This window comes from Polynucleobacter sp. Nonnen-W13 (genome assembly GCF_018881735.1).
Classification (GTDB): domain Bacteria; phylum Pseudomonadota; class Gammaproteobacteria; order Burkholderiales; family Burkholderiaceae; genus Polynucleobacter.
In genome coordinates this window covers 1-14,957 of the sequence record NZ_JACVPU010000003.1, presented here as the reverse complement: position 1 = coordinate 14,957, position 14,957 = coordinate 1, and the positions used below count along the sequence as shown (strand labels likewise).

At 47.5% G+C, this 14,957-nt stretch carries 13 protein-coding genes and 1 tRNA gene; 10 read left to right on the top strand and 4 right to left on the bottom strand.

Annotated elements, in window-relative coordinates; translation table 11 throughout:
- Complete coding sequence (locus tag ICN27_RS08670) at nt 1–774, top strand: ZIP family metal transporter (protein ID WP_216269745.1); 774 nt, start codon at nt 1–3, stop codon at nt 772–774.
- Here ICN27_RS08670 and ICN27_RS08665 read toward each other — a convergent pair.
- Both ICN27_RS08665 and ICN27_RS08660 read right to left on the bottom strand, forming a co-directional pair.
- Complete coding sequence (locus ICN27_RS08665; protein ID WP_216269744.1) at nt 771–1,601, bottom strand: sulfurtransferase; 831 nt, start codon at nt 1,599–1,601, stop codon at nt 771–773. The genes ICN27_RS08670 and ICN27_RS08665 overlap by 4 nt on opposite strands.
- A gap of 38 nt (nt 1,602–1,639) precedes the next feature.
- A complete protein-coding gene (locus ICN27_RS08660; RefSeq protein WP_215308332.1) occupies nt 1,640–2,746 on the bottom strand; it encodes an aromatic ring-hydroxylating dioxygenase subunit alpha in 1,107 nt (368 codons plus the stop codon).
- 162 nt (nt 2,747–2,908) lie between these two features.
- Here ICN27_RS08660 and xseB point away from each other — a divergent pair, with 162 nt between their 5' ends.
- From xseB to folE2, 4 genes are read left to right on the top strand one after another with little or no spacing between them, the layout of a single operon-like run.
- A complete protein-coding gene (gene xseB / locus ICN27_RS08655; RefSeq protein ID WP_215308331.1) occupies nt 2,909–3,142 on the top strand; it encodes an exodeoxyribonuclease VII small subunit in 234 nt (77 codons plus the stop codon).
- Nucleotides 3,143–3,164: 22 nt separating this feature from the next.
- Nucleotides 3,165–4,067 (top strand): polyprenyl synthetase family protein, encoded by a 903-nt coding sequence (locus tag ICN27_RS08650; RefSeq protein WP_215308330.1) that lies wholly within the window; start codon nt 3,165–3,167, stop codon nt 4,065–4,067.
- Between the two features lie 16 nt (nt 4,068–4,083).
- A complete protein-coding gene (dxs, locus tag ICN27_RS08645; RefSeq protein ID WP_216269743.1) occupies nt 4,084–5,988 on the top strand; it encodes a 1-deoxy-D-xylulose-5-phosphate synthase in 1,905 nt (634 codons plus the stop codon).
- A gap of 25 nt (nt 5,989–6,013) precedes the next feature.
- Complete coding sequence (folE2, locus tag ICN27_RS08640; protein ID WP_216269742.1) at nt 6,014–6,841, top strand: GTP cyclohydrolase FolE2; 828 nt, start codon at nt 6,014–6,016, stop codon at nt 6,839–6,841.
- A gap of 16 nt (nt 6,842–6,857) precedes the next feature.
- Here the strand turns inward: folE2 and tsaD are convergent, their stop codons facing one another.
- The gene (tsaD, locus tag ICN27_RS08635) at nt 6,858–7,931 is read right to left on the bottom strand and encodes a tRNA (adenosine(37)-N6)-threonylcarbamoyltransferase complex transferase subunit TsaD (protein WP_216269741.1); all 1,074 of its coding nucleotides are present in this window, start codon (nt 7,929–7,931) and stop codon (nt 6,858–6,860) included.
- 76 nt (nt 7,932–8,007) lie between these two features.
- On the opposite strand from tsaD, the gene rpsU reads away from it, so the two are divergent.
- The 5 genes from rpsU to ICN27_RS08610 all read left to right on the top strand — a co-directional run bounded on the left by rpsU (nt 8,008) and on the right by ICN27_RS08610 (nt 13,628).
- A complete protein-coding gene (gene rpsU, locus ICN27_RS08630; RefSeq protein WP_011903537.1) occupies nt 8,008–8,220 on the top strand; it encodes a 30S ribosomal protein S21 in 213 nt (70 codons plus the stop codon).
- Between the two features lie 118 nt (nt 8,221–8,338).
- The gene (locus tag ICN27_RS08625; protein WP_216269740.1) at nt 8,339–8,785 is read left to right on the top strand and encodes a GatB/YqeY domain-containing protein; all 447 of its coding nucleotides are present in this window, start codon (nt 8,339–8,341) and stop codon (nt 8,783–8,785) included.
- A 29-nt stretch (nt 8,786–8,814) separates the two neighbouring features.
- Nucleotides 8,815–10,764: a DNA primase gene (gene dnaG / locus ICN27_RS08620; protein WP_216269739.1), complete on the top strand. Its 1,950-nt coding sequence runs from the start codon at nt 8,815–8,817 to the stop codon at nt 10,762–10,764.
- Nucleotides 10,765–10,988: 224 nt separating this feature from the next.
- Nucleotides 10,989–13,538 carry an RNA polymerase sigma factor RpoD gene (rpoD, locus tag ICN27_RS08615; RefSeq protein WP_216269738.1) on the top strand — a complete coding sequence of 850 codons (2,550 nt, stop codon included), beginning with the start codon at nt 10,989–10,991 and terminating at the stop codon, nt 13,536–13,538.
- A 13-nt stretch (nt 13,539–13,551) separates the two neighbouring features.
- Nucleotides 13,552–13,628: transfer RNA gene (locus ICN27_RS08610), tRNA-Ile, on the top strand.
- 71 nt (nt 13,629–13,699) lie between these two features.
- On the opposite strand, the gene ICN27_RS08605 is transcribed toward ICN27_RS08610, so the two are convergent.
- Nucleotides 13,700–14,881 carry an integrase core domain-containing protein gene (locus tag ICN27_RS08605; RefSeq protein ID WP_216268528.1) on the bottom strand — a complete coding sequence of 394 codons (1,182 nt, stop codon included), beginning with the start codon at nt 14,879–14,881 and terminating at the stop codon, nt 13,700–13,702.
- Nucleotides 14,882–14,957 lie beyond the last annotated feature (76 nt).

Sequence of the window (14,957 nt, the reverse complement as noted above, 5' to 3'; positions counted from 1 at the left end):
ATGTCAGTATTGCAAAGCATCTTGTTGGTAACAGCGCTAGCGGGGACTACTAGCGTTCTCGTTGCTGCAAGTTTTTCTTTGTCTTTGCTATCAAAGATGGTTCATAGCATGGTGAGTGTGTCAGTGGGTATTTTGCTGGCCACTGCCTTGCTTCATTCATTGCCTGAAGCCTTCACGATGCCGGGCGTGAACCCGCAGCTACTATTTGCAACCTTGCTTGCAGGGCTTTTAGGTTTTTTCTTGCTCGAGAAAATTTCTTTATTACGTCATAGCCATCATCACGAAGGAGATGGCCATGATCATCACCATGGTCATGATGCAGAAGTTGCGGGTCGTAGTGGCTGGATGATTTTGGTCGGCGATGGCATACACAATTTTGTTGATGGTGTCTTGATTGCCGCCGCGTTCATGGCTGATTACCAGGTGGGTATCTTTACTGCGATTGCCATCATTGCTCACGAGATTCCGCAAGAGATTGGTGATTTCATCGTATTACTGAACGCTGGATTTACCCGCACTCGTGCTTTGATGTACAACTTCATTTGCGGCTTAGCTGCAGTACTGGGTGGTGTATTGGCTTACTTCTTTTTGGAGCGGGCTCATGCGGTAATGCCTTATTTATTGGTCATTGCCTCAAGTAGTTTTATTTATATTGCGGTAAGTGATCTGATTCCACAGATGCACCGGCGCCCACATTGGGCTGAATCTTTGCGTCAAACGATTTTGATTGCCTGCGGCGTTGGCTTGGTAATTCTGCTTTCACTCTTGCATTAAAGGGCTACCGGTCGGCTTGGGTCAGCACACCATTCACTCCAGCTACCTGCGTATACGCGTGAGCCCTTAAGGCCAGCAACTTCCATGGCTAGCAGGTTATGACAAGCCGTAACTCCAGAACCGCACTGATGAATGACTTCAGAAGCTTTGGTCGAGCCCAAGAGATCTACAAAGTCTTTGAAGAGTTGTTCTGGAGCCTTAAAACTTTTTCTGGAAAGATTTTCTCTGAAGCAATAATTGATTGCATTGGGGATGTGTCCGCCAACCGGATCTAAAGTTTCATTTTGACCATGGAAGCGATCATTTGCACGAGCATCAACAATGACATTCATTTTAGTCTGGAGATTATGAACAACCTCTTCAACTGTCACTAAGCCAACATAAGGCATGGTGGGTACTGGTGTTGTTGTTGGTGTTGCTTCGCGTGGCATAGTGCCGATGGGACCATTCCAAGCATCTAGGCCGCCATCTAAGACTTGTACATTGGCATGGCCAGTGGCTTTGAGCATCCACCATAGGCGACTGGCATAGACAGAGCCCTGATTGTCGTAGGCAATGACTAAAGTGTTGGAGTCAATGCCTAAGCGAGATTTGGTTTGCGCCCAAGCCTGCGGACTAGGTAGCGGATGGCGACCATTTTTACCCGTCTTTTCACCTGATAAATCGTGGTCTAGATCGATATAGAGTGCCCCTGGAATATGACCTTCTAAATAAGACTTGCGACCCGCTAGTGGATCGACTAAATCAAAGCGGCAATCACAGAGCAATACATTCTCACCACTGTTAATAATTTCTTCTAATTGATTTGCAGTAATGAGAGGCGTCATGATGGCTTCCTATAGATAGCGTGATGGGTGTTACTGAATTATGCGCCTTGATAATTCATGGCTCGACGGTACCATTCATGAAAATGTTGCATGCCGTCTTCCATGGGGCTTTGGTATGGGCCCACTTCATTTTGACCGCGGGCTAGTAAGGCGGCGCGACCAGCATCCATGCGCTCTGCAATTTCATCATCCTCAATGCAGGTTTCCATATAGGCTGCGCGTTCTGCTTCTACGAATTCTCGTTCAAAGAGTGCGATTTCTTCTGGGTAATAAAATTCCACCACATTACGTGTTTTATTAGGGCCCAATGGATGTAATGTAGAAACACATAAAACACCCGGGTACCATTCGACCATCACATTGGGATAGTAGGTAAGCCAGATAGCGCCATGTCGGGGTGTCTTGCCTTGATGATGGCGCAACACTGCCTCATGCCACTTTTGATAGATGGGTGAGCCAGGTTTCTCTAAGTTCTTGTGAATACCAACCGTCTGCACGCTGTGCCAGTCACCGAATTCCCAGCGTAAGTCCTCGCAGGAAACAAACTTACCCAAGCCTGGATGAAACGGTACAACGTGATAGTCCTCAAGGTAGACCTCAATAAAAGTCTTCCAGTTGTAATTGCACTCATGGACCTCAACATGGTCTAGAACGTAGCCTTCAAAGTTGAGATCATCAGCTACGCCAAGCTTAGCAAGATCGGTGCGTACATCACGTGGACCCTCAAATAGAAGTCCTTGCCAATTCTGCAAAGGTGATTTACCGAGATTAAGGCAAGGCTTATCTTCAAAATGGGGTGCGCCCATGAGTTGACCGTTTAAATCATAGGTCCAGCGGTGTAAGGGGCAAACAATGTTATCTGCTCTCCCTTTGCCATTGAGCATGAGCGCTTGGCGATGGCGGCAGACATTAGAAAGGAGTTCAACGCCCGCTTGGTTTCGGACCAATAAGCGGCCTTCATTCTCGGATATCAAAGTTTGGTAAGAACCAATCTCGGGAACCATGAGTTCGTGACCAACATAGCCTGGGCCCTGCTTAAAAAGCAGTTCAATCTCACGCTGATAGAGATCAACGTCAAAATAGGCCGAAACCGGCAGTTGTAAGTTGGACGGCGCAAGCTGCTGCGCGGTAGCCAGATTAGTCATTCTCCCCACCCCCGAAAACGTCAGCCGAAGCTAAGCGGAATAACCAATCCAACTATCGACGGATCGATATTGGAAAGGAAGGAAGCGATTATACCCATCTGACCCCCATCTCGCTTTAATATATGGGACTATATCTCTTAGAAATTTGAAGGAAATAAGCCAATGCCAGCGAAGAAATCTGAAGATCAGAAGTCCGGTCTTGAGCTACAAATCGACCCTAATTTGCGTTATGAGCAGGCTGTTAAGGAGTTGGAAAAGCTGATTTCTGATATGGAATCAGGCAAATTCTCTTTAGAAGAGACGCTTTTGGCTTATCAACGTGGTGCAGCACTCCTAAAACATTGCCAGGCCATGCTTGCTCAAGTTGAGCAGCAAGTTCGGGTATTCGAGGCTTAAGCTGCCCTAAGACTTTACCTTTATGAACAACGTACTTTCATTTGAAGATTGGGTTCGTGCTCACGGGCAGCGAACTGAATTGGCTTTGGATAGTTTGCTCGATAAAGCGAATGCCAATCCCGCACGTTTACATGAGGCTATGCGTTATGCCGCTCAAGGTGGTGGCAAGCGTATTCGCCCCTTGTTGGTTTACGCCGCGGGTGAGTTGGGCGATGATTTCAGTGAAGAGAAAAAACATGCTTTAGATTCTGCTGCGTTTGCAATTGAATGTATTCATGCGTATTCCTTGGTGCATGATGATTTGCCTTGTATGGATGACGATGATTTACGCCGTGGACGTCCTACTGTGCATAAGGCTTATGACGAGGCGACTGCATTATTGGTTGGCGATGCATTGCAGACTCGCGCATTTGAGGTTTTGGCAAATACGCAGTGCGATGCTGAAACGCGCTTGGCAATGATCAGTGCATTGGCTAGCGCATCGGGTTCACGCGGCATGGCCGGTGGTCAGGCGATTGATTTGGAGAGCGTGGGCAAAAAATTAGACCTAGCTGGCTTAAAGCAAATGCATGCCATGAAAACAGGCGCTCTGCTTTCTTGCTCAGTTCAGATGGGTGGTATTGCGGCCAAGTTGAATCCAACTCAAATGCAGCATCTCAAAAACTACTCTGAAGCCTTAGGCTTAGCTTTTCAAATTGTGGATGATGTTTTAGATGCCACTGCAGACAGTCAAACTTTGGGTAAAACTGCAGGAAAAGACGCAGCTAATGACAAGCCGACCTATGTGACCTTGATGGGTTTAGACTATGCCAAGCAAGCAGCGGCAGATTTACAAGAAACGGCGATTGCTAGCTTAGAGGATTTTGGTGCTAAAGCTGAGGCCCTGAAAGATTTGGCTCTATTAGTAGTTAACAGAGGCAAATAAGATTACTAAAGATTTGATGACTTTAAATTCCATCCACTCACCTGCCGACCTAAAAAAACTCTCTCGCGAGCAGCTTCCTGCGCTTGCAGATGAATTACGTCAGTTTGTGTTGGAGTCGGTATCTAAAACGGGCGGACATCTTTCCTCTAACTTAGGTACGGTCGAGTTATCCATCGCCTTGCACTATGTATTTGACACACCGCATGATCGGATTGTGTGGGATGTGGGTCATCAAAGTTATCCACACAAAATTTTGACTGGTCGTCGTGAGCGAATGAGTAGTTTGCGCCAGTTGGATGGTTTGTCAGGCTTTCCACGTCGTGCTGAAAGTGAGTACGATGCCTTTGGTACCGGCCACTCTTCAACAAGTATTTCTGCGGCAATGGGTATGGCCCGCGCTTTCCAAACCAAAGGCGAGAGACAAGTCGCTGTTGCGGTAATCGGCGATAGCGCGATGACTGGCGGCATGGCATTTGAAGCTATGAATAATGCAGGCGTGTATGAGGACCTACCATTAGTGGTCATTCTGAATGACAACGATATGTCGATCTCGCCAGCAGTGGGCGCACTGAATCGACATCTCGCTAGACTATTGAGTGGCAATATTTACTCTGCAACCAAGAAGGGCATCGATAGTGTTTTATCCATTGCACCGCCTTTGCGCGAGTTTGCTAAACGCTTAGAAGATCATGCTAAGGGCATGGTTTCCCCATCCACTATTTTTGAAGAGTTTGGTTTTAACTACTTCGGCCCAATCGATGGCCATGATTTAGACGCGCTCATTCCGATGTTGCAAAATGTTCGGCGCTTAGCGCTTGAGGGGCGCGGTCCCCAGTTCTTGCATGTAGTCACTCGCAAAGGTCAAGGCTATGAGTTAGCTGAAGCAGACCCAGTGCTGTATCACGGCCCAAGTAAATTTAATCCAGAAGAGGGGGTTAGGAAGTCCGCCACTCCTTCTCCAAAAACCTTCACTCAAGTTTTTGGTGAATGGCTGTGCGATATGGCGCACGCCGATCCATTATTGATCGGTATTACGCCAGCAATGCGTGAAGGCTCTGGTCTGGTGGAGTTTGAAAAGAATTTTCCCAAACGTTATTACGATGTTGGTATTGCTGAGCAGCATGCAGTGACTTTTGCTGCAGGTATGGCATGTGAAGGTATGAAGCCGGTAGTAGCTATTTACTCAACTTTCCTGCAGCGCGCCTACGATCAACTCATTCATGATGTTGCGATTCAGGATCTGCCGGTGCTGTTTGCTTTGGATCGTGCAGGTTTAGTTGGTGCAGATGGCGCAACCCATGCTGGCGCTTATGACATTCCGTTCTTACGTTGCATTCCGAATATGTTGGTCTTGACACCTGCAGACGAAGCGGAGTGTCGTGATTTATTGACGACTGCATTTCATCAACCACACCCCAGTGCAGTGCGCTATCCACGTGGTGCTGGTATTGGAACCATTCCCTCCAAAGAATTACGTACTGTGTCATTGGGTAAGGGTGAAGTACGTCGTAAGTCAAGCGCGCCTGCAGGTCAGCGCATAGCGATCTTGGCTTTCGGAACTTTGCTCTATCCAGCGCTCGAGGTAGCTGAGCAAATGGATGCCTCAGTTGCGAATATGCGTTTTGTTAAGCCATTGGATCTTGAGCTTCTCAAATCTTTGGCGCAAGACCATGATTATTTTGTGACGATTGAAGACGGTGCGATTCAGGGGGGCGCAGGCAGTGCGTGTTTAGAAGCACTTTCTGCTATGGGGATAAACAAACCCCTTTTGCAATTAGGTCTACCTGATGTATTCGTGGAGCATGGCGATTACAAACTCTTGATGAGTCAGTGTGGCTTGGACGTTGCGGGGATTGCAAAGGCGATTTCCTTGCGTTTTCCGGCTAAAACTGTAGCAAATCCTGTGGCTGTGGGCAAATAAGTCATTTTTGCCTGAAAATAGAGTTATGAACGACATCAACACCGCCTTTCTTAAACCGCAATCCATGCCAGACATACAGTCTTCTCATGATGAGCGCGCTTTACCAATTGAGCAGGTGGGAATTCGGGGATTGCGTCATCCATTGAACATTCGTACTCAGACGGGTGTGATGCCAGCGGTTGGTAATTTTGAAATGGATGTGGCTTTGCCTGCGCATGTGAAGGGCACTCACATGTCTCGCTTCATTGCGCTTCTGCAAAAACACAATGAACCTATTGATAGTTCATCCGTGGTTGCTATGGTGCGTGAGATGTTGCCATTACTGAATGCAAGTGAAGGCCGTATTCAATTCACCTACACACACTTTGTAAAAAAAGCTGCGCCTGTATCTGGTGTTGAAAGTTTGATGGATTACGAGGTAACTTGGACTGCAAAGGCAAAGCAAAATGCGTCCGGTGCAATTGATGTTGAGTTAAACCTACGCGCTCTAGTTCCGGTGATGAGTTTGTGCCCCTGCTCTAAAGAGATTTCGGAGTATGGCGCGCATAATCAACGATCGCACGTGACCATGTCAGTAGAGCTTGATTCACAGACTAAGATGACGGTAGAAGATTTAGTTGCAGCCGCTGAGAGCCAAGCCTCCAGCGAGTTGTGGGGTTTACTAAAGCGCCCTGATGAGAAGTGGGTTACCGAGCGTGCCTATGACAATCCGAAGTTTGTGGAAGACTTGGTACGTGATGTAGCAGGTCAGCTTAAAGGTGATCAGCGTATTTTGTCTTTAGTAGTTGAGGCTGAGAACTTTGAGTCTATTCATAATCACAGTGCCTACGCCAAAATTAGTCTGACTAAGTAATAAACTCAGCAATAATCTAAGTCAGATTATTGCTCGCCAAATCCCAGCGGGGTTTGATATCAAAAGCACCTGAAGTAGTTGAGCCATTATTTTCTGCCAACATGCGCAGTGCCCCAGCAAATGCAATCATCACACCGTTATCGGTACATAGATCGACTGGTGGGTAGTGCACTTCAAATCGATTTTTCTTGGCGCTGGCGTTGAGTGCTACGCGTAATTGCAAATTGGCGCCCACACCACCTGCCAGCACTAGATGTTTGCAGCCAGTTTGTTTAAGTGCTTTTTCTGATTTACTCACGAGTACTGCAACTAAGGCATCGACAAAGCTACGCGCGAGATCCGCATGAAAGCCTGCTATCTCATCCGAATCCGTAACACCCAGTGCGTTAAATTTTTTCACCTGGTTCAGAACTGCTGTTTTGAGTCCAGAGAAAGAAAAGTCTAAATCTCCCGAGTGCAGCATTGGTTTGGGCAAGTCGAATCGTCCAGACTGCCCTTTTTCTGCCAATTTGGAGATAGCAGCTCCGCCCGGATAGTCCAAGCCCAGTAATTTGGCGGTTTTATCAAAAGCTTCGCCAGCCGCATCGTCCAAGGTTTCGCCTAGAAGTTGGTACTTACCAACCCCGCTTACCAGCATGAGCTGGGTATGCCCTCCGGAGACTAAAAGGGCGATAAAGGGGAATTCTGGTGTAGAAACCCCTAAAAGCGGTGAAAGCAGGTGCCCTTCAAGGTGATGCACCCCAATTGAGGGAAGATTGAGGCCCTGGGCAAGGGATTTTGCAAAAGCACTACCTACGAGCAGGGCGCCAGCCAATCCAGGCCCTTGGGTATAGGCGACCGCATCAAGATCCTTTAACTTGAGTCCAGCCTCATGCAAAGTGTCGTCCAGAAGAGGTAAAACCCGTTTTATGTGGTCTCTAGAGGCCAATTCCGGGACAACACCTCCGTAGTCCCGATGCATGGCAATTTGGGAGTGCAGTGCCTGTCCTAGGATGCCCTGATGGGCTGGGGCGTGTTTTTCCCAAGGGGTGGTGTCGTATATGGCTACCCCGGTCTCGTCACAAGAAGTTTCTATGCCCAAAACAATCATTTTTTACTTGGTCGTGCTAGAATCGCATTTCAGTTAATTTATCGATATTTTTCGAGCATATACGAGTTAAACAAGTATGACTACAGTCCGCCTCCGTGAGAACGAACCTTTTGAAGTGGCATTACGCCGTTTCAAGCGCACCATTGAAAAAAATGGCCTTTTGACAGACTTGCGTGCCCGCGAGTTCTACGAGAAGCCAACAGCTGAACGTAAGCGTAAGAAGGCTGCTGCTGCTAAACGCCATTACAAGCGTATTCGTAGCCAGATGTTGCCTAAAAAGCTTTACTAATCGAATTTAAAAGCTCTCCTCACCGAGAGGCTTTGAAACCCGCTGACGGTGAAACGCAGCGGGTTTTTGCTTTTGAATCACCAGCAATTTATGAGATATTGAATACCGGGAAAATGCCATGAGTCTGAAAGATCAAATTACTGAAGATATGAAAAATGCAATGCGTGCAAAAGAAGTGGTACGCCTTGGAACGATTCGTCTTTTATTAGCAGCCATCAAGCAGCGTGAAGTGGATGATCGCATTGTGATGGATGATGCCAGTGTCATCACCACTATTGAGAAGATGATTAAGCAGCGCAAGGACTCCATCTCCCAATTTGAAAAAGCCAATCGTGATGATCTGGTGGCAATCGAAGCAGCTGAAATGCTGATTCTCCAAGATTACTTGCCTGCACAGTTGTCTGATGCTGAAGTAGAGGCAGCTGTAGCTGCAGCAGTTGTCTCGACTGGTGCTGCCGGCCCACAAGATATGGGTAAAGTGATTGGCATTCTGAAAGGCCAGTTGGCTGGTAAAGCCGATATGGGCAAAGTTTCTGGTTTAGTAAAAGCGGCGCTGGCTAAGTAAGTTAACAAGCTCAGCCTCATACCTTACTGATGGCTCTCATACCTCAATCTTTCATTGCCGATTTATTAAATCGGGTAGACATCGTAGATGTGGTTGGGCAGCACGTGAAGCTAAAAAAAGCAGGTGCGAACTTTCAAGGTTTGTGCCCCTTTCATTCAGAAAAATCACCTTCATTTTCAGTATCACCCACCAAGCAGTTCTATCACTGCTTTGGTTGCGGAGCGCACGGCTCTGCTATTAGTTTTCTCATGGAGTATTCCGGTCTTGGTTATGTCGATGCTATTGAGGACTTAGCGCGTTCTGCAGGATTGGATGTGCCGCGTGAAGAGCGCACTGCGAATGATGTTGCCCGCCAACAGCAGACTATGGCATTAAGTGAAGTGATGAGTGCAGCTGCCGATTGGTATCGCCAGCAATTGAAAGCAGCGCCGCGTGCGGTGGAATACCTGAAGGGGCGCGGCCTTACCGGTGAGATTGCTAAACGTTATGCCTTAGGTTATGCACCCGATGGCTGGCAAGGTCTTGAAGCAGTCTTTGGCACTTATACCAATGATGAAGTGGCTAAGACTTTGCTTGAGGGTGGCTTACTGATTCAGAGCGAGCAGACTGACAATAATCAAACTGCAAGACGCTACGATCGCTTTCGTGATCGCATCATGTTTCCGATTCGTAATCCTAAGGGACAGACCATTGGCTTTGGTGGACGCATCTTGGATCAAGGTGAGCCCAAGTATTTAAATTCACCAGAGACACCATTGTTCTCTAAAGGTAATACCTTGTACGGTCTGTTTGAGGCAAGGCAGGCCATCCGCTCTCAAGAATATGTTCTTGTATGTGAGGGTTACATGGATGTCGTGGCACTCGCGCAATTGGGCTTTCCTAATGCTGTAGCCACACTAGGTACAGCCTGTACCGCAAACCACGTACGTATGTTGTTGCGCCAAACTGATCGTATTGTGTTTTCCTTTGATGGTGACTCTGCTGGACAGCGTGCGGCGCAACGTGCGCTGGAAGCGTGCCTCCCATTAATGTCTGATGACAAAGAAATTCGTTTCTTATTTTTACCGACGGAGCATGACCCCGATAGTTATGTCCGAGCTTATGGTGCATCTGCTTTTGAAAAAATCATCAAAGAAGCCATGTCGCTCTCAAGCTTCTTTTTTAAGATTGCAAGTCAAGACCACGAGTTGACAACGCCTGAAGGAAGAGCGCAAACGCATCATGCAGCAAAACCGATGCTGCTATCAATGCCACCAATTGCTCTGCGTACGCAAATATTGCGTGAGCTCGCCATTCGCACTAATTCAACGCCTGCAGAGTTAGAGTCTTTCTGCGGATTGACGATAGTGCCTGCACCAGTGCAGCAGGGTTCTTATGCGGCAACGAATCAACGCGCGCCTAATTTTGTGCAAGCTAATAACGGTAACCGGACTCAGGGTGCGCCTTGGCAGGCCTCTAAGGGTTCAGCGAAAAGAGCCCCGGTACTTAATATTCCACCTCCGCAAGCCCCTACTGATTTGGCGGAGCAGATGTTGCGAGTCTTGATTCAGTTTCCACATTTAGGAAAAGCTTTGGATGCTAATAAGAGGGCGCTTGCGTTGCAGGCTTCCGAGCTACGCTCAGAAAAAGCATTGGAGCTCATGAAGGATTTATTGATTCAATGTGATCAAGTTGAATTCATTCCCGGTGAGAACGGTAAGCCACCTACAGTGGGTGCCGGTGCATTCGCTTTGTTCCAAGAGCAGCTATCTCGCAGTGAGCTGGCCCCGCTCTATGAGGTGTTAAGAAAGCGGGTCATGGGCTCCGATTTAGAGATTGAGGGTGCGATTGCTGATTTAGATGGGGCTTTCAAAAAGCTGGAGCTGACTCACCTGAAAACAGAAATGACAGAAATCGCCCAAAAGATTGCTGGCAGCACCGCGACAGAGCAAGATCGAGCTCGATATCGCGAACTAGGCGAAAGATTGAAATTCTCCTAAGAATTTTCTGATTTAAGCCCAGAAAAACCCGAAATTGCCCACTTATTTTGAGTGATGAAGGGGGTAAAAAAGTCAGAATCGACTATAATCCTCTATTCCCAGAAAAAAACCGATTTAATTCAGCCACTTGCGCTTTATTTTGAAGAAATTTGGGGCAAGTGGACTAAGTGGCTGCGCCTAAGCAGTCGAGAACAATCATCAGTAACGTGAGTAAGTGCTAATAAATGCCTAATACCAAGAAAAAACCAGCAGCTAAACCAGCCAAGCCAGTAGCAAAAGCCAAAGCACCAGCCAAGCCAGCGGCTAAAGCCAAGGCGCCTGCTAAGCCAGTAGCTAAAGCAAAAACTCCAGCAAAAGCAGCAAAGCCAGTAGTGAAAGCCAAAGCACCAGCCAAGCCAGTGGCTAAAGCCAAGGCGCCTGCAAAACCGGCGGCTAAAGCTAAAGCGCCGGCAAAAGCAGCCAAGCCAGTAGCAAAAGCCAAAGCACCAGCCAAACCAGTTAAGACGGTAGCCAAAGCCAAGGCACCAGCTAAGCCAGTGAAGGCCCCTGCTAAAGCAGTAAAAGCTCCAACAAAGACTGCAGCAAAGCCAGCGGCAAAAGTGGCGGTACCTAAAAAAGGTAAGGTTGCCGCTCCTAAGGCTGAGGTAGCAAAGACAGCTAAGACTGCTAAAGCGGCTAAGGAAGTTGTAGAAGCTAAAGAAACTAAGGGCAAAAAAGCAAAAGCAGCTGAGGTAGGCGCTGAAGTTGCAGTGGCCGAAGAAGTAAAAAAAGGTCGCAAACCAAAAGCGGATGCTCCAGCGGAAGGTGCTGAGCCAGTTCTTACAGATCGTCAAAAAGCGCGTGAGCGTAAGGCAAAAGAAAAGGCGCTTTTAAAAGAATTCGCAGCACAACAGTTAGGCTCCGAAGAGCAACAAGAATTACGCCGTACTCGTCTGAAGACATTGATCAAGATGGGTAAGTCCAAGGGTTACTTAACTCATGGCGAAATGAATGACGTAATGTCTGATGAGTTGTCAGATGCCGATGCATTAGAAACATTGATCAGCCTCTTAAATGACATCAACATTACTGTGTATGAGCAGGCTCCAGATGCTGAGACGCTCCTCCTGAATGAGAATGCTTCAGCAACCACTTCCGAAGAAGAGGCTGAAGAAGAGGCCGAAGCCGCTTTAGCTACTGTCGATTCAGAGTTCGGTCGCACAACCGATCCAGTGCGTATGTATATGCGTGAGATGGGTACTGTCGATTTGCTGACTCGCGAAGGCGAGATCGTGATTGCGAAGAAGATTGAAGCAGGCCTCAAAGATATGGTGATGGCTTTGGCTGCTTGCCCTGTCACCATTGGCGAGATCTTGGCTAATGTAGACAAGATTGCTAGCGGCGAGATGGAGATTGATCAATTTGTTGATGGATTAGTTGATCCAAATGCCGAAGATATTAAGCTTGGACCTGAAGAGCCAGAAATCGACCCAGATGCTGAAGAGGGTGATGAAGAAGGCGGTGAAGACGAAGGTGGAGGCGGTGGCGGTGGCGCAGCTACGGCTAACGCTAAGCAATTAGAGGAGCTAAAGCAGATCTCTCTAGAGAAGTTTGCAATTGTACGTACCCAGTCAGACAAGATGCGTCGTGCTTTTGATAAAGAGGGCTATAACTGTCCAGCGTATATCAAGGCGCAAGAAGCTATTCGTGGCGAGTTACTTGGTTTCCGCTTGACTGCAAAGAGTGTTGAGAAATTATGTGACACCATGCGTTCACAAGTGGATCAAGTTTGGAAGCTCGAGCGCGGAATTGTGAGTTTGTTAGTGGATAAAGTTGGCGTTAATCGCGGCGAAGTATTAAAAGACTTCCCAAAAATGTCGATGAATCTAGAGTGGGTAAACAAGCTGCTCAAAGAAAACAAGCCATACTCAGCATTGCTGCAGCGTAACGTTCCAGCGATTCAGGAGTTACAGCAAAAGTTAATCGATATTCAGACGCGGGTCGTATTACCACTTCCAGAATTAAAAGAAGTGAACAAGCAGATGATCGCTGGTGAGAAGCGTGCGCGTGAAGCGAAACGTGAGATGACTGTTGCCAACTTACGTTTGGTAATCTCGATTGCTAAGAAATACACCAACCGTGGTTTGCAGTTCTTGGATTTGATTCAGGAAGGTAATATTGGTTTGATGAAAGCGGTTGATAAGTTCGAATACCGTCGTGGTTATAAGTTCTCTACTTATGCAACCTGGTGGATTCGTCAGGCGATTACCCGTTCGATTGCTGACCAAGCACGTACGATCCGTATTCCAGTTCATATGATTGAGACAATCAATAAGATGAACCGTATTAGTCGTCAAATCTTGCAAGAGACTGGTCATGAGCCGGATGCGGCAACTTTGGCTCTCAAGATGGAAATTCCTGAGGACAAGATTCGCAAGATTATGAAGATTGCTAAAGAGCCAATCTCCATGGAGACACCAATTGGTGACGATGCGGACTCAAACCTGGGTGACTTCATTGAGGATAGCAATACCTTGGCTCCAGCTGAAGCAGCCTTGCATGATTCGATGCGCGATGTAGTGAAAGACGTTCTAGACTCATTAACACCCCGCGAAGCAAAAGTATTGCGTATGCGCTTTGGTGTTGAGATGAGTACAGACCACACGCTCGAAGAAGTTGGTAAGCAATTTGACGTGACTCGTGAGCGCATTCGTCAGATCGAAGCTAAGGCACTCAGAAAGATGCGTCATCCAAGCCGTAGCGACAAACTCAAGACCTTCCTCGAAGAGGATTGATCCAAAGACTAACGGGCCTATAGCTCAGTTGGTTAGAGCAGAGGACTCATAATCCTTTGGTCGCTGGTTCGAGTCCAGCTGGGCCCACCAACAAAATCAAGGTACGTACCGGACACATGCTTTACGTCCGGTACCGACCACATGGTTTACACATTTACCAATCACATCCCCAATACTTTGGGACCAAATGGGTTTTCTAGGGCTTGTACCCTTGAAGACTCCATATCAAAGTAAGCCATATCGTAATCCATAAAGCTCACTAACCATACGTCGTCCTCGACTTGCCGCAGGCCCACGTCATGACCAGCGAACACCGTACTAAAGTGAATCTTCTTACCATCAAGGCAGATGCGTCCACAGTTGGTCACCGTGACCGTCTTATCATGGAAGGGATAACTGACATCTGGCAATCCTTCATATATTCGAGTCGAGGGGGTATAGAGTTGTGCCGGTTTTTTCATCTCTAGTGCTTGATGGGGACGCTCATAGTTGTACTCATGGATAAAGTCTTCGAACTTATCTTGTTGTTGCAACATCGTTTTGGCTGGCGGTTTAGTCGTGGCTTGCTTGAGTGTTAAATGCATGCGTTCATGGCGACCATTTTGCTGGGGATTACCGGGCTTAATGCGCTCAATGCCAATACCCAAGCGCAACCACCACACTGACAAACTGCTCAGGCCATAAAGCGCATTAGCGCACGCAAACGGTACGCCGTTGTCTGAGCGGATACTGCCCGGTAGCCCATACTCTTTAAAGAGTTGCTCAAAGACGGTAAAGGCCTGCGCTTCACGAGTACTCTCTAAACCTTCACAGCAAATCAAAAAGCGAGAGGCGTAGTCCGTTACGGTTAAGGGGTAACAATATTGCTTGTTACCCAGCATAAATTCGCCCTTGTAATCGACGCACCACAGAGCATTGGGCTCTTTGAGATCGGATAAGTTGGTCCCGGTAAGCTTGGGATGGCGGCGCATCCGTTTCTTCTTCACTAGACCATGGCGATCGAGAACTGCATGTACCGTACTCTTGGCTGGCAAAGACAGCTCGGGGTAGTGAGTATGGATGCGGTCTCGCAGTTTAGGAGCGCCCCAGGTCGGGAACTCTTTTTTCAGGTTCACAATCAATTGCTCAACCTGGAAGGGCAGCCGGTTGGCTTGTCTAAAAGGCCTTCTTGATCGATCGGTAAAGGCTTCTAAACCACTGTCTTTATAACGATCAATGATCTTATGGCCAGTCACTCTGGAGATGCCAAACTCCTGGCACAGGGTAGTAATTTTCTCGCCATCGAGGTAACGAGACACAAAACGTAGCTTTTCATCCATCTTCGTACTTTCATTCCACGGCATAGAGTGGTCCCTCCTATGCCAAAAACTGTAAAGTATGTGTCCGGTATAAAGTGTTAACTATGTGTCGAGTCGTACA